12 protein-coding genes are annotated in these 17667 nt (G+C 61.5%); 3 read left to right on the top strand and 9 right to left on the bottom strand.

What is annotated here, in order from left to right; translation table 11 throughout:
* Window positions 1-35: 35 nt before the first annotated feature.
* Genes acnB through AB6O04_RS09160 form a run of 3 tightly spaced genes read right to left on the bottom strand, consistent with a single transcriptional unit; the run spans window position 36 to window position 3337 of the window.
* The gene (acnB, locus tag AB6O04_RS09150; RefSeq protein WP_368563546.1) at window positions 36-2621 is read right to left on the bottom strand and encodes a bifunctional aconitate hydratase 2/2-methylisocitrate dehydratase; all 2586 of its coding nucleotides are present in this window, start codon (window positions 2619-2621) and stop codon (window positions 36-38) included.
* A 60-nt stretch (window positions 2622-2681) separates the two neighbouring features.
* The gene (locus AB6O04_RS09155) at window positions 2682-3086 is read right to left on the bottom strand and encodes a type II toxin-antitoxin system VapC family toxin (RefSeq protein ID WP_368563547.1); all 405 of its coding nucleotides are present in this window, start codon (window positions 3084-3086) and stop codon (window positions 2682-2684) included.
* An 8-nt stretch (window positions 3087-3094) separates the two neighbouring features.
* The gene (locus AB6O04_RS09160) at window positions 3095-3337 is read right to left on the bottom strand and encodes an AbrB/MazE/SpoVT family DNA-binding domain-containing protein (RefSeq protein ID WP_368563548.1); all 243 of its coding nucleotides are present in this window, start codon (window positions 3335-3337) and stop codon (window positions 3095-3097) included.
* 288 nt (window positions 3338-3625) lie between these two features.
* Between AB6O04_RS09160 and acnA the strand changes: the two genes are divergently transcribed.
* Window positions 3626-6412, top strand: a complete 2787-nt coding sequence (gene acnA, locus AB6O04_RS09165) for an aconitate hydratase AcnA (RefSeq protein ID WP_368563549.1) — start codon at window positions 3626-3628, stop codon at window positions 6410-6412.
* Between the two features lie 214 nt (window positions 6413-6626).
* On the opposite strand, the gene AB6O04_RS09170 is transcribed toward acnA, so the two are convergent.
* Entirely contained in the window at window positions 6627-7061 is a 435-nt protein-coding gene (locus tag AB6O04_RS09170) for a hypothetical protein (RefSeq protein WP_368563550.1), read from the bottom strand.
* A gap of 151 nt (window positions 7062-7212) precedes the next feature.
* Here AB6O04_RS09170 and AB6O04_RS09175 point away from each other — a divergent pair, with 151 nt between their 5' ends.
* Window positions 7213-8901 carry a long-chain fatty acid--CoA ligase gene (locus tag AB6O04_RS09175; RefSeq protein ID WP_368563551.1) on the top strand — a complete coding sequence of 563 codons (1689 nt, stop codon included), beginning with the start codon at window positions 7213-7215 and terminating at the stop codon, window positions 8899-8901.
* 254 nt (window positions 8902-9155) lie between these two features.
* Window positions 9156-10028, top strand: coding sequence for a crotonase/enoyl-CoA hydratase family protein (locus AB6O04_RS09180; protein ID WP_368563552.1), 873 nt, complete (start codon window positions 9156-9158; stop codon window positions 10026-10028).
* A gap of 121 nt (window positions 10029-10149) precedes the next feature.
* Here the strand turns inward: AB6O04_RS09180 and AB6O04_RS09185 are convergent, their stop codons facing one another.
* From AB6O04_RS09185 to AB6O04_RS09205, 5 genes are all read right to left on the bottom strand, one after another.
* Window positions 10150-12339, bottom strand: a complete 2190-nt coding sequence (locus AB6O04_RS09185; protein WP_368563553.1) for a response regulator — start codon at window positions 12337-12339, stop codon at window positions 10150-10152.
* Window positions 12340-12342: 3 nt separating this feature from the next.
* The gene (locus AB6O04_RS09190; protein ID WP_368563554.1) at window positions 12343-13482 is read right to left on the bottom strand and encodes an HD domain-containing phosphohydrolase; all 1140 of its coding nucleotides are present in this window, start codon (window positions 13480-13482) and stop codon (window positions 12343-12345) included.
* A gap of 361 nt (window positions 13483-13843) precedes the next feature.
* Window positions 13844-15367, bottom strand: a complete 1524-nt coding sequence (lysS, locus tag AB6O04_RS09195; RefSeq protein WP_368563555.1) for a lysine--tRNA ligase — start codon at window positions 15365-15367, stop codon at window positions 13844-13846.
* A gap of 87 nt (window positions 15368-15454) precedes the next feature.
* Window positions 15455-16580 (bottom strand): peptide chain release factor 2 gene (gene prfB, locus AB6O04_RS09200; protein WP_368563556.1). Its coding sequence is split into 2 segments (ribosomal slippage): window positions 15455-16504 and window positions 16506-16580, totalling 1125 coding nucleotides; the frame shifts between segments, so codons are not numbered across the junction.
* Between the two features lie 109 nt (window positions 16581-16689).
* Window positions 16690-17568: a LytTR family DNA-binding domain-containing protein gene (locus tag AB6O04_RS09205; RefSeq protein WP_368563557.1), complete on the bottom strand. Its 879-nt coding sequence runs from the start codon at window positions 17566-17568 to the stop codon at window positions 16690-16692.
* Window positions 17569-17667: the final 99 nt, after the last annotated feature.

The raw sequence follows: 17667 nt of genomic DNA on the forward strand, positions 1-17667 counted from the left end.
GCATTGCCGGGCTTCTTTTTGGAACAAGATGCGGATCAGGCCGCGACGGTATCGGCTACGTCCTTGTAGTCCTGGATCTGGTCGAAGTTCATGTAGCGGTAGATCTCCGCGCCGTTGGCGCTGAGCACGCCCATGTCGGCCATGTATTCGGCCTTGGTCGGGATACGACCCAGGCGCGAGCAGATGGCGGCCAGTTCGGCCGAGCCCAGGTACACGTTGGAGTTCTTGCCCAGGCGATTGGGGAAGTTGCGGGTGCTGGTGGAGAACACAGTCGCGCCCTCCTTCACCTGCGCCTGGTTGCCCATGCACAGCGAGCAACCCGGCATTTCCATGCGTGCGCCGGCGGTGCCGAAGGTGCCGTAGTGGCCTTCCTTGGTCAGCTCGGCGGCATCCATCTTGGTCGGCGGTGCGACCCACAACTTGGTGGGAATGTCGCGCTTGCCTTCCAGCAGTTTCGAAGCCGCACGGAAGTGGCCGATATTCGTCATGCACGAACCGATAAAGACTTCATCGATCACCGCGCCAGACACTTCCGACAACGTCTTCACGTCATCCGGGTCGTTCGGGCAGGCGACGATGGGCTCGTGCACGTCGGCCAGATCGATTTCGATCACGGCGGCGTACTCGGCATCCGCATCGGCCTTGAGTAGTTGCGGGTCGGCCAGCCAGGCTTCCATGGCCTTGATGCGGCGCCCGATCGAACGCGCATCGGCATAGCCTTCGGCAATCATCCACTTCAACAGCGTGATATTGCTGTTGATGTATTCGATGATCGGCTCCTTGTTGAGATGCACGGTGCAACCCGCGGCCGAACGCTCGGCCGAGGCATCGGACAACTCAAAAGCCTGCTCCACCTTCAGGTCTGGCAAACCCTCGATTTCCAGGATGCGGCCGGAGAAGATGTTCTTCTTGCCCTGCTTGGCCACGGTCAACAGGCCGGACTTGATGGCGTACAGCGGGATCGCGTTGACGAGGTCACGCAACGTCACGCCAGGCTGCATCTGACCCTTGAAGCGCACCAGCACCGATTCAGGCATGTCCAACGGCATCACGCCAGTCGCCGCGGCGAATGCCACCAGGCCGGAACCTGCCGGGAACGAAATACCCACCGGGAAACGTGTGTGCGAGTCACCGCCGGTGCCGACGGTGTCGGGCAGCAGCATGCGATTGAGCCAGCTGTGGATCACGCCGTCGCCCGGGCGCAGCGAGATGCCGCCACGGTTGCTGATGAAGGCCGGCAGTTCGTGGTGCGTCTTGACGTCGACCGGCTTCGGATAAGCAGCGGTATGGCAGAAGGACTGCATCACCAGGTCCGCACTGAAGCCCAGGCAAGCCAGATCCTTCAACTCGTCGCGGGTCATCGGACCCGTGGTGTCCTGCGAACCCACCGAGGTCATCTTCGGTTCGCAGTACGTGCCCGGACGCATGCCCTTCCCTTCCGGCAGACCGCAGGCGCGGCCCACCATCTTCTGCGCCAACGTGAAGCCCTTGCCGGTGTCTGCGGGAACCTGCGGCAGGCGGAACAGTGTGGACGGCGGCAGACCCAGCGCTTCGCGCGCTTTGCTGGTGAGGCCGCGGCCAATGATCAGCGGAATACGGCCACCGGCACGCACTTCGTCGAACAGCACGTCCGACTTCACCTGGAACTCGGCGATCACCTGGCCGTCTTTCAGCGCCTTGCCGTCGTACGGACGCAGTTCGATCACGTCGCCCATGTTCATCTGCGATACGTCGAGTTCGATCGGCAGCGCACCGGCGTCTTCCATGGTGTTGTAGAAGATGGGCGCGATCTTGCTGCCCAGGCACACGCCGCCGAAGCGCTTGTTCGGGATGAAGGGGATGTCTTCGCCGGTGAACCACAGTACCGAGTTGGTCGCGGACTTGCGGCTGGAACCGGTGCCGACCACGTCGCCGACGTAGGCGACCAGATGGCCCTTCTCTTTCAGCGATTCGATGAAAGCGACCGGGCCGCGCTTGCCGTCTTCTTCAGGCGTAATGCCGTCGCGCTTGTTCTTCAGCATGGCCAACGCATGCAGCGGAATATCCGGACGCGTGGTGGCGTCGGGCGCGGGCGACAAGTCGTCGGTATTGGTCTCGCCGGTCACCTTGAACACGGTGACGGTCAGGCTTTCCGGCACTTCAGGACGACTGGTGAACCACTCCGCATCGGCCCAGCTCTGCAGCACGGCCTTGGCGTTGGCGTTGCCCTTCTCCGCTTTTTCCTGCAGGTCATGGAAAGCGTCGAACATCAGCAGGGTTTTCTTCAAGGCTTCGGCGGCGATGGTGCCCACCTGCGTGTCGTCGAGCAGTTCCACCAATGGATGGATGTTGTAGCCGCCCAGCATAGTGCCCAGCAGCTCGGTGGCGCGTTCGCGGGTGATCAGCGCGCACTTCTCGGTGCCGAATGCAATGGCGGTCAGATAGGACGCTTTGACCTTGGCGGCATCGTCCACACCCGCCGGGACGCGGTGAGTGATGAGTTCAACGAGAAAGTCTTCTTCACCTGCCGGAGGTGCTTTCAGCAGCTCGATGACGTCAGCCGTCTGCTGCGCCGACAACGGCAGCGGTGGGATGCCTAGCGCGGCGCGCTCAGCAACGTGGTGGCAGTAGGCTTCCAGCATGGTTGGCTCCGGTTTGCGGGGTGAGAGTGGAATACGGCGGCAGCGTTATCGGCTGCGGGATTATTCGGCAACAGGCACGATCAGCTTCAATCCCTTGAAGTAATCGCGGTAGAAACGATCGTCGCGGGTGATCAGGCCATTGCATTGAAGCAGCGCATGGGCGCCAATCAGAAAATCGGGAACCGCGCGCCCTTGGACCGCATGGCGCTGGCGGTAGCGGCGCTGCATCTCGCCTGCACGCAATGCGGACTTGGCTTCCAGCGCGCTGAAACGGATGCTCATCTCTTCCAGTACCGCCAGCGCTTCGGAACCGTCACGCAACGCACTGCAGACTTCAGCCAAGGCCGGATCGCTGATCACCACCGGACCGACACTCAGGCACTGCCTTAGGCAGGCCTCGGCAGCATCCGCTTGCGGGCCATTGGCCAGCAGGTCGATGAGCACAGAGGAGTCGATAGCGATCATTTAATGGTTTAGTCCGTCGATTCGCCGGGCGCGCGACCGCGGATGGTGCGCAAGGCTTCCTCGGTGCTATCGAAACCGTCCAGCTTGAAACGGCCGCGCGCGCGCGAAATAGCGTCGTCCACGCTCTTGCGCAGCACGATGCGACTGCCTTCCAGCTCGACTTTCAGTACGCTGCCCTTGGTCAGGCCTAGCGCGTCGCGCACGGCTTTCGGAAGGGTGATCTGCCCGCGTTCGGCAACAGTGGCTTCCATGTGAGGGCTCCTCGGTATGCGCGGATGATACATACTTTTCCATGCATACTCAAATCCGCCGCTGGGAAAGGGACGATAATCCCGGCATGGATCGCCAACGCCAAACCACCTCTCTCATCGCGCCTACCGCCTGCTTCGCGAAACCAAAGCGGCTGCTACAGAGCAAACTTGGCCGGTCATCGAATTGGCGGATAATCGGCGCAACCATTCACAAGACGGCCGGATCACGGTCGCTACGCTGCGGTCATCCGTCTTCTTCCCTCTCCCAAAGCTACAGGAGCCTCCGCAATGAGTGATTCCTTCGCCACCCGTTCCACGCTGGACGTCAACGGCAAGTCCTACACGTACTTCAGTCTTCCCAAGCTAAGGCAGCGTCTCGCCCCGGCGGCAGTGGCTGGCGCGGCGTTCGCCAACCTGCCCTACTCCATGAAGATCCTGCTGGAGAACCTGCTCCGCTGCGAAGACGGGGTGACCGTCACGCCAGAACACATCGAAGCGGTGGCTCATTGGGACGCGAAGAAGGAGCCGGACACCGAAATCGCCTTCATGCCCGCCCGTGTGGTGCTGCAGGATTTCACTGGCGTGCCTTGCGTGGTCGACCTGGCGGCGATGCGCGATGCGGTGGTGAAGCTGGGTGGCCGCCCCAGCCAGATCAACCCGCTGATTCCGTCGGAACTGGTGATCGATCACTCGGTGCAGGTGGATTCTTTCGGCAGCGCCAACTCGCTGGACCTCAACGGCAAGATTGAGTTTGAACGCAACAAGGAACGCTATGGTTTCCTGCGCTGGGGCCAAAAGGCATTCGATAACTTCAAGGTGGTGCCACCCAATACCGGCATCGTCCACCAGGTGAACCTCGAGAACCTGGCGCGGGTGGTGATGACCACCGAACAGGACGGCGAGCGCCTGGCTTATCCGGACACCGTTTTCGGCACCGACTCCCACACCACGATGATCAACGGCATTGGTGTACTGGGCTGGGGCGTGGGCGGCATCGAGGCCGAAGCAGCCATGCTGGGACAGCCTTCGTCGATGCTCATTCCCCAGGTAGTCGGCTTCAAACTGACCGGCAAACTGCCGGAAGGCGCCACCGCCACTGACCTGGTGCTGACCGTGACACAAATGCTGCGCCAGCTGGGCGTGGTGGGTAAGTTTGTCGAGTTCTATGGCGACGGCCTGCAGCATCTGCCACTTGCCGATCGCGCCACCATCGGCAACATGGCACCCGAATACGGTGCCACCTGCGGCATCTTCCCGATCGATGAGGAATCGCTGACCTATCTGCGGCTGTCGGGCCGCGATGAAGACCATATCCGTCTGGTGGAAGCCTATGCCAAAGCGCAGGGCCTGTGGCACGACGCCAACAGCCCGCACGCCGAGTACAGCACCACCTTGCATCTGGACATGGGCGACGTCAGGCCTTCGTTGGCAGGCCCCAAGCGGCCGCAAGACCGTGTGCTGCTGACTGACGTGCAGCGGAATTTTCGCGACAATCTGGTGCCTTTCGCCGCGGCGCGCGAGAAGAACGGCGTGGCTGAAGCGCGGCTGGAAAGCGAAGGCGGCGGCACCGCTATTGGCAACAAAGAGGTGCTGCCCAAGGGCCGCGCGCAGATCCACATCGATGGCCAGAGCGTGGAATTGAAAGATGGCGCGGTGGTGATCGCGGCGATCACCTCATGCACCAATACGTCAAATCCGGCGGTCATGCTCGGCGCCGGCCTGCTGGCGCGCAACGCCGCCGCCAAAGGCCTGACTCGCAAGCCGTGGGTCAAGACATCGTTGGGGCCAGGATCGCTGGTGGTGACCGACTATCTGAAGAAAGCCGGCTTGCTGGATGAGCTGGAGAAGATCGGCTTTTACGTCGTCGGCTACGGCTGCACAACCTGCATCGGCAACTCTGGTCCGCTGCCTACCGAAGTCAGCGCGGGCATTGCCGCCGGCGACCTGGTGGTGACTTCGGTGTTGTCGGGCAACCGCAATTTCGAAGGGCGCATCCACGCCGAAGTGAAGATGAACTATCTGGCTTCGCCGCCGCTGGTGGTGGCCTACGCGATTGCCGGCACCACCGACATCGACCTGACCAGCGAACCGTTGGGCGTCGGCAGTGACGGACAGCCTGTGTTCCTGAAAGACATCTGGCCCAGCAATAAAGAGATCGGCGACTTTATTGCCAAGACCATCGGACCGGAAATGTTCAAGAAGAACTACGCCGATGTGTTCAAGGGCGATACTCGCTGGAACGCCATTGCTTCCCCCGATGGCGAACTGTATGCCTGGGACGGAGATTCCACTTACATCAAGAACCCGCCCTACTTTGATGGTATGACCATGGAAGTCGGCAGCATCGCCGACGTACATGGCGCGCGCGTGCTGGGTCTGTTCGGCGATTCCATCACCACCGATCACATCTCGCCGGCCGGCAATATCAAGAAGGACTCACCCGCGGGCCATTTCCTGATGTCGCGCGGCGTGCAGCCGGCGGACTTCAACAGTTACGGCTCCCGTCGCGGCAACGACGACGTCATGGTGCGCGGCACGTTCGCCAACATCCGTATCAAGAACCTGATGTTCGGCGGCGAGGAAGGCGGCAATACGTTGTATTTCCCGCAAGACGGCGGCGCACCCGAAAAGCTGTCCATCTACGATGCGGCGATGAAGTACAAAGCCGACCAGGTTCCGCTGGTGGTGCTGGCCGGCAAGGAGTACGGCACCGGATCGTCACGCGATTGGGCAGCCAAGGGCACCAATCTGCTGGGCGTCAAAGCGGTATTCGCCGAAAGCTTCGAACGCATCCATCGCTCCAACCTGGTCGGCATGGGCGTGCTGCCTTTGCAGTTCATTGAAGGTCAGAACGCAATGACACTCGGGTTTGACGGGTCGGAAGTCTTCGACATCACCGGTCTGGAGGATGGCGCTTCCAAAGTCGCCACGGTATCGGCCAAGAAGTCCGATGGCCGCGAGGTGCGATTCCAAGTCAAGGTGATGCTGCTGACGCCGAAGGAAGTGGAGTACTTCCGTCACGGTGGGTTGTTGCATTACGTGCTTCGCCAGTTGGCGACGCAGCGGATGGCGTAGCCTCTCGCCTCGTGATATGCCTTTGATTCGTAGAGCGGGGCTTACTCCGCTGCTCTTGATCCCGGAAAAAGCAGCGGAGCAAGCTCCGCTCTACGCCCGCCATTCGTTATGGCTTGCCGTTGCGACGGCCCCATTGCTACTGAAGCGGTGTTATCTCGGGGCGCAGCTCCGCTCTACATGAAAAAAGAGCAGCGGAGCAAGCTCCGCTCTACTACTACTCCGTGCGCCAATCCGCGTAATAAACACGCCACTCGCCATCCTCTTCCCGCCATCCGCTAGTGATGGCGTAGGTCTGCGCCCGGTCAGGCAGGAAACGCCCTCCGCCACCGGTCAACAGAACGGAACATTTGACGGTGGCGTGATCGCCCTGCAGTTGGATGTCCAACGGGCCGCGGGTCACGCCAATGGATGCGTTGCCCAGTATCTGCAGGCGCAACAGGTTGTGCAGCGCAGCACGGTCCATTCCGTTTTTCCCGGCAAAGTCCGCGCTGACGCCGGCCAGGAAATCGCCGGTACGCTTCTCTTCAATGGCCGTCTGCATCCGTTCGAATTGCAGTTGCAGCTGCTGCTCCGGCGAAGTCTGGCTACAAGCCGCCACCAGCCAGCACAGCAGCCATAGGGCTCCCCACGCTTGCGGCCGCCGTGGCATAGGGCCTCTTAAGTGACTTATCCGACTCACGTTTTCCAAGCGCTTCGCCTTTTCCATCCGTAACGGTATGCTCCCACTGTGCCACCCACGCGGCATCCGATTTCACGGGTGCCGGAACCAAGCCAAAAAGACCCTGGGGAGGGAGCAGAAGATGAGTCAGGAGCGTCCATGGTTCAAGAGCTATCCGCAAGGCGTCCCACACGAAGTGGATCTGGACGAATACCGCTCCATCGTTTCGGTGCTCGATACGGCGATCGAAAAATTCCGTGACCGGCCTGCCTTCACTAATTTCGGCAAAGCCCTGACCTATGGCGAGATCGATACTTTAAGCCGCCGCTTCGCGGCGTACCTGCTGGGCGAGCTGAAGCTGAAAAAAGGCGACCGTGTCGCCATCATGATGCCCAATTGCCTGCAGTACCCGATCGCCATTTTTGGCGTGCTGCGTGCTGGCTTGACGGTCGTCAACGTCAACCCGATGTATACCCCGCGAGAGTTGAAGCATCAGTTGAACGATTCCGGCGCCGTCGTGCTGCTGGTGGTCGACAACTTCGGCAAGACCGTGCAAGAGGCCATGGCAGGTACGCCGCTCAAGCACGTGATCACCACCGGCCTCGGCGATCTGGTGGGGTTCCCCAAGGGAACGGTGATCAACTTCGTATTGAAATACGTCAAGAAACTGATACCCGAGTACGACATTCCCGGCGCAGTGCGCTTCAAGGACACGCTGACCCTCGGACAGTTGCACACATTGCCGGACGTGGAAATCGATCCTGAAGATATCGCCTTCCTGCAGTACACCGGCGGCACAACGGGCGTATCCAAGGGCGCCATGCTGACCCACCGCAACCTGGTGGCGAACATGCAGCAAGCGGGCGTCTGGATCGGCAACGGCTTGGACTACGGCAAAGAAGTCATCATCACCGCGTTGCCGCTGTACCACATCTTCGCGTTGACGGCGAACTGCCTGGTGTTCATGAAATTGGGCGGCCTCAACCACCTGATCAGCAATCCGCGCGACATGCGCGGATTCGTCAAGGAACTGCAAGGCACGCGCTTTACCGCCGTTACCGGTGTCAACACGCTGTTCAATGGCTTGCTGAACACACCTGGTTTCGACAAGGTCGATTTCTCGTCCCTCAAGTTGACGCTGGGCGGCGGCATGGCCGTGCAGCGCGCCGTGGCCGACCGGTGGAAGAAAGTCACCGGCGTCCCCCTGATAGAAGCCTACGGACTGACCGAAACCTCACCCGCGGCCTGTATCAACCCCATGGATCTGAAGGAATACAACGGCGCTATCGGCCTGCCCGTTCCGTCCACCGACATCTGCCTGAAGGATGACGACGGCAATCTGGTTCCCTTGGGCGAAGTTGGCGAGCTTTGCGTCAAAGGTCCGCAAGTGATGAAGGGCTACTGGCAGCGCCCGGAAGAAACCGCCAAGGTCATCGATGACGACGGCTGGCTGCATACCGGTGACATGGCCAAGATGGACGCGGACGGATTCTTCTACATCGTGGACCGCAAGAAGGACATGATCCTGGTGTCTGGCTTCAACGTGTACCCCAATGAAGTCGAAGACGTCATCGCTGGTCTCGATGGTGTGTTGGAAGTGGCCGCGATTGGCGTTCCGGACGAGAAATCCGGCGAAGCGGTCAAGGTGTTCGTGGTCAAGAAAGACCCTGCCCTTACCGAAGACCGGATCAAAGCCTATTGCCGCGACAACCTCACCGGCTACAAACAACCCAGATACGTCGAATTCCGCACCGAACTGCCGAAGACCAACGTCGGAAAGATCCTTCGCAAGGAATTGAGGAATCCACCGCCGCCTGCAGTGGCGAAGTGAGTCAACCCGGGGCCGGCGCAATGCCGGCCTTCTCTTTATTGAGACCGGAAACTTTAGAAGTATTTTCTAGACGCGCGTCACAATTTATGAAATTGTTCGAGCATAGATATGTCTAGTGCCGGAACGGCCACGAATGAGCTGCCTTTTAACTCTTCGTTCAGGTGTAGCATCGGCGCGTGTTGTCACACATCACACTTTTAATGTCGAACCCGCAGTCTCCGACCCTGCGACCCTACCCTGCCAAGGAAATTCAAATGAACAACATCGAAAAACTGCAACGCACCCGCTCCTTTCCCACCATTCGTGTCGAGTCGGAACCCAACGGTGACAGCCACTGGATGTACATGCATTCCGATGCCGCACCGGGTGTGCGCCCGTGCTTCCGCAGCCAAATGCTCGATGACGTGTTGAGCTTCATGAACTCGATCACCCTGCGCGAGTCGCAACGCCAGTCCGGCAAGCTGCGTCATCTGGTGGTCGCTTCCGCGGCGCCAGGGGCGTTCAATCTGGGCGGTGACCTGGGACTGTTCTCGCAACTGATCCGTGAAAACAACCGTGATCGCCTGCTCGGCTATGCGCGTCGCTGTATCGACGGTGTGCACCACCTCAATACCGGCCTGGGCGGCGACGTTCGGACCATCGCGCTGATCGAGGGTGACGCGTTGGGTGGCGGCTTGGAGATCGCCCTGGCGTGCCACACCATCGTGGCCGAAGAAGGCGTCGACATGGGATTGCCGGAGGTATTGTTCGGCCTGTTCCCGGGCATGGGCGCCTACTCGTTCCTGTGCAAGCGCGTGTCGCCTCAGGTGGCTGAAAAGATCATCCTGGACGGCAACATCTACACCAGCGATGAGCTGTACCGTCTGGGCGTCGTGGATGTGCTGGTACCCAAGGGCCAGGGCGCGGCCGCGGTGCAGGAACTGATCAACAAGCAGCAGCGCGCACCGCATGCCTATCTCGCCATGAACGCCTCGCGCAATCTGGCGCAGCCGGTGGGTTACGACGAACTGATGGGCATCACCGAAGTGTGGGTGGATACCGCGCTGGCGTTGGGCGACAAATCGCTGCGCATGATGGAGCGCATTGTGCGCGCCCAGGAAAAGCGCTCGGGAGCGCGCGCGGCTTAAGCGTATCGTTTGGGAAAAGTCGACCGTATCGCTCGGCCTTTCGCTTTGAAGTATTCAGGGGGAGTTCCCACCGGCAAGTACCGGTGGGACCAGTGGCTACTCAATAGCCACCACTTCGCCGTCAGTTGCGTTCGCTGTCCTGTTCGACGGCGGCGCGTACACGTTCACGGGCTTCAAGCGCAGCGCGGCCATGGCTCAGATGCGAGTTGAGCGTTGCCAATCGCTGGCGCCATTCCCGGTTGATCTGCCAGTCCGCCAGCCGCATCAATTCACCGCTGGCTGAGGCCAGCTTGACCAAGCCCAAGTTGCTGGCGACACCTTTCAGCGCATGCGCGTGTTCGCGCAAATGCTCGCCGTCGCCCCGCTCCATGGCATGCGCCATGGCGCCGATGCAGCCATCGGCATCGTTGAGGCACTGCCCGATGAATTCGCGTTCGAAGGCCTCGCCCATGCCCAGTGCCGTCAACTCATCCAGCACGCTGACGTCCAGCACGCCGTCCGACATCGGGCTCTCATTGCGCGGGGTCGGCATGTTGGCGCCAATCGAGGCGCGGGCGTTGTTGGCAACGTCGGCCAGCGCATCGAGCAGACGCGACGCCACGACCGGTTTGGCCAGGAAGGCCCGCGCACCGGCTTGTTCGCAGCGCTGGATCGATTCCGGCGTGACGTCGGCGCTGAGGATCAGCACCGGCGTGCGGCTGCCGCTGCCGGCTTCCATCACGCGTAGCTGCTTCAGCAAATCCAGGCCACTGATGCCCGGCATGTGCAGGTCGCAGATCACGGCGTCGTATTCGGCGGACTCCAACGCATTCAACACGTCTTCGCCACCGTTAACGCTGGTCACCTTGTGCCCCGCTTTCTGCAGCAGCCGTTGCAGCACCATGCGGTTGGCCTCATGGTCGTCCGCGACCAGTATCTGCATGTTGCGCACGCGTGCGCGGTGCCGCAGGAAGGGGTCGGAGAAGGCGATGATGTTTTCCGCGCCTTCGGGAATCGCCGAGTCTTCGAGCCACCCTGCCGGTGCATGCACCGACGGTACCGCCACCGGCACCTGGACCAGGTCGAACGGCAGTTCCACCCAGAAGCAGCTTCCCCGTTGCTCGGTGCTTTCAAACCCGATACGCCCACCCATGGCCTCGGTGAGACCCTTGGCGATCGTGGTGCCCAGGCCCGTGCCGCCATAACGGCGTGCCAAGCCGGCATCGGCCTGCTCGAATGCCTCGAACAACCGCGTACGCACTGCCAACGGAATGCCGATGCCGGTGTCGGTCACGGTAAAGCGCAGGCGGATCTGCTCGCCTTCCGACGGCGCAATCGCCACGTCCAATCGGACCTCGCCGAAATCGGTGAATTTGACGGCGTTACCGGCCAGATTCAGCAATACCTGGCGCAGGTGGCCGGCGTCGCCGCGCAGCTTCGCCGGCACCGCACCATCGATACGCGCCTCATACCGCAATTGCTTGGCCCGAGCCTGAGGCAGCAGGATCAGACCAATACTTTCCACCAACTCCTGCAGCGAGAACTCAACCAGGTTGAGCTTCAGCTTGCCGGCTTCGATGGCCGAGATATCCAGCACATCTTCCACCAGCGCCAAAAGGCTGCGCGTGGAGGCCTGGATGGTGGACAGGCACTCGCGTTGCTCGCTGTCCAGCCGCGTGGTGGCCAGCAGCTCCGACATGCCCGACAAGCCATTCAATGGCGTGCGGAATTCATGGCTCATGTTGGCCAGGAACCGGCTCTTGGCTTCATTGGCGCGGCGCGCTTCCTCAGTGGCGCGAGTCAGATCGCGCAGCAGGCCCGACAGATACATCGGCACCGCGATCAAACCCAGCAACAAGCCGATGCCCAGCGTCAGATTGCGCTGCCAGTAGTCGCTCAGTACCAGTACGCCGCCAAACGCCGCACAGGCCATCGCCACCGCGATAACCAGGTAGCGGTTGCCATATCGAAGGCCATTACCCACCGTGACCCACATCAGCACCACATAGGCCCAGGCCAACGCCTCACCCATGCCGACCATGGCGGCAGCCATCAGGCCGTAGTCGGCCATCATGCCCAAGGCGCGACGCACATGGGATTTACCAGGGCGTGCTAGCAGCCAGGCGAAGATACCCAAGCCGTTCGCCAGACCCGACAACACGATCGCCAGGACGATGGCGTATTCGCCAGGTGCCAGCGCGGCACGGGAGGATGGCAACAACGCGTAGGCCAGGATCAACGAGATCAGACCGATACGGACCAGTGCCTGCCCGTGCTCGCTGTCGGGGCGATTGGATAGGCGGTTTTTTACCCACGCGGACAGGTTGTTCATGGCTCACTCCATCCCTGGACGGTTCTGCACCGTCGAGAAACGATCACATATGTCGTCCAGCCGGACCCGGCCGCGGATCAGTGCATCCACACAGCCAGGATCGAACAGACGGCCACGCTGGGCATACAGATACGCCAGCGCCGCGTCCTTCTCCCAAGCCTTCTTGTACGGGCGTGGGGAGATCAGGGCATCGAACACGTCCGCCACTGCCACGATCCTCGCTTCCAATGGGATTTCTTCACCCACCAGGCCGTCAGGATAGCCGCTGCCGTCATAGCGTTCGTGATGACGCAGCGCGATCAGTGCGCCGGTCTGGATGAAACGGTTCTGGCTGCCGGACAGCAGTTCATGGCCGATCTTGGGATGCCGGCGCATGACTTCGGTTTCCTCCGCCGTCAGCGGGCCAGCCTTCATCAGTACCGAATCGGGAATGGCGATCTTGCCCATGTCGTGCAGCGGTGCCGCCATTTCGATGGCACGCACTTCGTCTTCCGGCAATCCCAACTGTTCGGCGATCAATCCCGCGACGTGTGCCATGCGCTCCAGATAAGCGCTGGTACCGCTGTCGCGGAACTCGATGGCGCGCGCAAGACGCGATAGTGTTTCGCGCTCACGCTCTTCCACCTCATGCATGCTGGAGAGCAGGCGCTGCTCCAGCGACAGAGCGCGCTGCTTGACGTTTTCCGACTGTTGCCGCAGCTGAAGCAGGTTGCGGCAGCGCGCACGCAGTTCGCGCGGCCGTACGGGCTTGACCAGGAAATCGATGACGCCGGCTTCCAAGGCAGCCTGGCGAATCGGCTCATCGCCGACCACGGTGATCAGGATAATGGCGATATCGCGGTGCATTGGCAGCCGGCGGAACCGGCGGGCGAATTCCAGCCCATCCATTCCCGGCATGCGGTAGTCCAAAAGCAGCAGGTCGGTGCGGTTCTGTTCGCACCAGCTCAAGGCTACCTGGGGATCGCCGAAGTCATGCACGGTCAGTTCCGAGGCGATGTCCTCGATGACGTGGCGCAGCATCGTGCGCGCAGACGTCTGATCGTCGACGATGACGATGTTCAATGCGTTTCCTACCCCTTGAGACCACACCAGGTGGCTGTCGGGCAAGGATACTCCGCTGTTGGCTACGCTGACATCTAACATGGGATGTGTGCCTTTCCTATCCGGCGACCGGTGGAAACCCACCGGTCCGCTTTGCTCGTAGACGCGCGCTTGAGCATCCTGCTTCGCGCCGCGCCCCAATCGATACTGACTAGGGTCCGGTAATAGTCCACGCAGGAAACATGCCACTCCGGCAAGAGCACCGAGCCGGTCGGGTGAGACGGGTGGAATTCGCCTGTTACACCGCTTTTCCAGGACAAATTGGCGGCATCAGGAGCGCACCATAAGCCAGGAGCGCGCCGGGGGCAACGCACCTGGCAACGTACGGAAAACTGGCGCCCCCGCCCTGATGATCAACTTTTGCCCCAGCGCGTCACATTTTTGACGCCAAGGCTGGGGCGGCCTAGCCCTGACTTTCGGGGCGCATATAGGGAAACAGCAGCACGTCGCGGATCGAATCCGAGCCGGTCAGCAGCATGACCAGGCGGTCGATGCCGATCCCCAGGCCGCCCGTCGGTGGCAGGCCGACCTCCAGCGCGCGTATGTAGTCGGCATCGAAATGCATGGCCTCGTCGTCACCGCCCTCCTTCGCTTCCACCTGGGCGAGGAAACGGGCCGCCTGGTCTTCCGGGTCGTTCAGCTCGGAGAATCCATTGGCCAGTTCCTTCCCGTTGATGAACAGCTCGAAACGGTCGGTATAGCCGGGCTGGGCATCGTTGGCGCGGGCCAGCGGTGACACTTCCACCGGATGATCGGTGATGAAAGTGGGCTGAATCAGCGTGTGCTCCACCGTCTTCTCGAAGATCTCCAGTAGCAATTTGCCCCAGCCATAAGACGGCTTGACGTGGATCTTCAGGCGTTCGCAATGGCGCACCAGCGCATCGCGGTCGGTGCAGTCGGCGGCGCTGATCTCAGGATTGTAGTGACGCACGGCTTCGTCCATGCGCCAGCGGCGGAACGCCGGTTCCAGATCGATCTCACTGTCTTCCCATACCACCTTGCCCGTGCCCAGAACTTCATGGGCCACGTCGCGGATCACCGTCTCGGTCAGGTCCATCACCTCGTTGTACGTGGCATAGGCCTCGTACAACTCCAGCATCGTGAACTCTGGGTTATGCCGGGTGCTGACGCCCTCGTTGCGGAAGTTGCGGTTGATCTCGTAGACCCGTTCTATGCCTCCCACGACCAACCGCTTCAGGTACAGCTCCGGCGCCACGCGCAGGTACAGGTCCATATCCAGCGCATTATGGTGAGTGGCGAACGGCTTGGCGGCGGCACCACCCGGGATGTAATGCATCATCGGCGTTTCGACTTCCAGGAACCGCCGTGCGTCCAGCCATTCGCGAATGGCGCGGATGATCTTGGAGCGCTTGATGAAGACGTCGCGCGCTTCCGGGTTGACGATCAGGTCGACATAGCGCTGGCGATAGCGTTGTTCCACGTCCGACAGACCATGCCACTTGTCCGGCAGTGGCCGCAGCGACTTGGTCAGCAGGCGCAGCGACTCGGCGCGGACCGAGAGCTCACCGGTCTTGGTCCGGGTCAGTGCCCCTTCCACGCCAATGATGTCGCCGATGTCCCAGCTCTTGAACGAGTCGTACACCTCGCCCAGTGCGTTGGCCTGCAGGAACAACTGGATACGGCCGGATTCGTCCTGTATCTGCACGAAGCTGGCCTTGCCCATCACTCGCTTGGCCATCAACCGGCCGGCCATCTTCACTTGACGCTGGGCGGCTTCCAACGCCTCGGCCGTCCACAGTTCCTTGTCGGCATATTCGGCCTGCAGATCGCCGGCGTACTCGTTACGGCGGAAATCGTTCGGAAACGCCACACCCTGCGCACGCAGTGCCGTCAGTTTCGCGCGGCGCTCGGCGATGAGGCTGTTTTCGTCGGCTTGGATTTGCGGCGCAGGATTCTGGTCGGTCATGGGGGAGTCGTTCTTCGTAGAGCCGAGCTTGCTCGGCTATCGGGTAGTGTGGCGGAGAAGGCAGCCGAGCAAGCTCGGCTCTACGGGTTAAGCGTCGATCCGTTTGGATCCGGCTTCCAGGCCGGATTTCAGGCTGGCTTCGACAAACTCATCCAGATCGCCGTCCAGCACCTTCTGTGTATCGGTGCGTTCCACGCCCGTGCGCAGGTCCTTGATGCGGCTTTGGTCCAGCACGTAGTTGCGAATCTGGCTGCCCCAGCCGATGTCGGACTTGGTGGCTTCCACCGCATCGCGCTCAGCGTTGCGTTTCTGGATCTCCAGTTCGTAGAGCTTGGCCGCCAACATCTTCATCGCGTTGTCGCGGTTCTGGTGCTGGCTGCGCCCGGTCTGGCAGGCCACGACTATCCCGGACGGAATGTGGGTGATACGCACCGCCGATTCGGTCTTGTTGACGTGCTGGCCGCCGGCGCCGGAAGAACGGTATACGTCCGTTCTCAGGTCGGCCGGATTGATCTCGATATCGATGTTGTCGTCGACTTCCGGCGACACGAACACCGAAGTGAAGCTGGTGTGGCGGCGGTTGTCGGAGTCGAACGGCGACTTGCGCACCAATCGATGCACGCCGGTTTCGGTCTTCAGCCAGCCGTAGGCGAAATCGCCTTCCACGCGCACGGTGGCGGATTTGATGCCGGCCACGTCGCCGCCGCTGACTTCCATCAGCTCGGTCTTCCAGCCGCGCGATTCGCACCAGCGCAGATACATGCGCAGCAGCATTTCCGCCCAGTCCTGCGCCTCGGTGCCGCCGGCGCCTGCCTGGATGTCGACGAACGCGTTGGTCGGATCCATCTGGCCGGAGAACATGCGCTGGAATTCCAGCTTCTCCACATGGGTGGCGAAGCGGTCCACGTCGGCTACCACGGCCAGCGCGGTGTCTTCGTCGTTCTCGCTTTCCGCCAGTTCCAGCAATTCGCTTGCTTCGGTCAGCCCGTCAGCGACGCTGGCGATGCCGCCGACCGTCTTGTCCAGCAGCGAACGTTCCCGTCCCAGGGTCTGGGCGTATTCGGGATTGTTCCAGATGTCGGGGTTTTCCAGTTCGCGGTTGACTTCTTCCAGACGCTCACGCTTGGCGTCGTAGTCAAAGATACCCCCGTAGCGAAATCAGCCGTTCTTGCAGGTCGGCGATGCGCTGGCGGATGGGATTGAGTTCGATCATGGTGCGGCGGGGGCGTGTCGTAAAGGTCGGCAAGGATACCAGAGGCGCCTGCTCCAGACCGCCTGCGGCAGGGCTTTCTCAAGGAATTTGGCGCGGGTGTGTGAGCCGATCAGTCGTTGCCGACCCGGTCGCGCAACTCGCTCCGATAGCGGCGGCTGCACGGCAAATTCGTGCCGTTCTTCAGATACAGGCGTGCATCGCCGCTTTCCAGGGGTTCGATGGAGACCACGTGATCCAGGTTGACCATGTAGCTCCGGTGGATCCGAGCGAAGCGCTGTGGGTCCAGCTTGGCCTCCACGCCCGCGATCGTGCTGCGCAGAGGGTAGTCGTGGCCGCGGACGCGCAGATTGACGTAGTTGCCAGCGGCCTGCAGCCATTCGATGTCGGCTGCGGCGACCAGGAATTCCCGCCCCAGCTTACGAACCAGGAAGCGTTCCGGACGCTCCACTGGTTCCACTGGCGGCCCCTCGTCCGGGACGTCCAGCAAGCTCGCTTCGCCCTGCCAGCGCCGCAGCAGGAAACGGTAGACCTCGATGCCGACCACCATGCCAGTAAAGCTGCGGACGTCCTTCAGGTATTCATAAAGGAACTCCCTGCCCCAGGGACCAAAGTCATAATTTCCGCCCTGCCATCGGTAGGCCAGCACCCGCAGCGCCACCATGCCGGCCACGTGCACCACTGAAAACAACAGGCTGGCCAACACGTACCAAGGCAGTTGCCGCCGCCAGGTGTCCCAATGCAGCGGAAAGCGACGGGTGAACAGCACCAATGCCGGCACCAACGCCAGCATCAGGACGGCGCTGGATCCCTCCCACACCGCCGGCTCCCAACTGGCGAACGTTAGCCCCGCCCGGCGGACGTCCATCAAGGTGGTGATGCTGTTGCCCGCTGCGTTGATAAGCATCAGCGCCGCCCAGAAACCAACTTCGAATGTGCGGCGCCAAGGCAGGAAACGGCGATAGGCAGCGTCGGAGCTGGAGTCGGTCATCGGCGCATTCTAGGTGAGTGGACCGCCCGGCAAGCCGGCATTCGTCCCTGATGTCCGCGGTTCGTCCCTTCGCGCCCGCCATCGATCACTTTGCGCTCG

Source organism: Pseudoxanthomonas sp. UTMC 1351, from assembly GCF_040948865.1.
Classification (GTDB): domain Bacteria; phylum Pseudomonadota; class Gammaproteobacteria; order Xanthomonadales; family Xanthomonadaceae; genus Pseudoxanthomonas_A.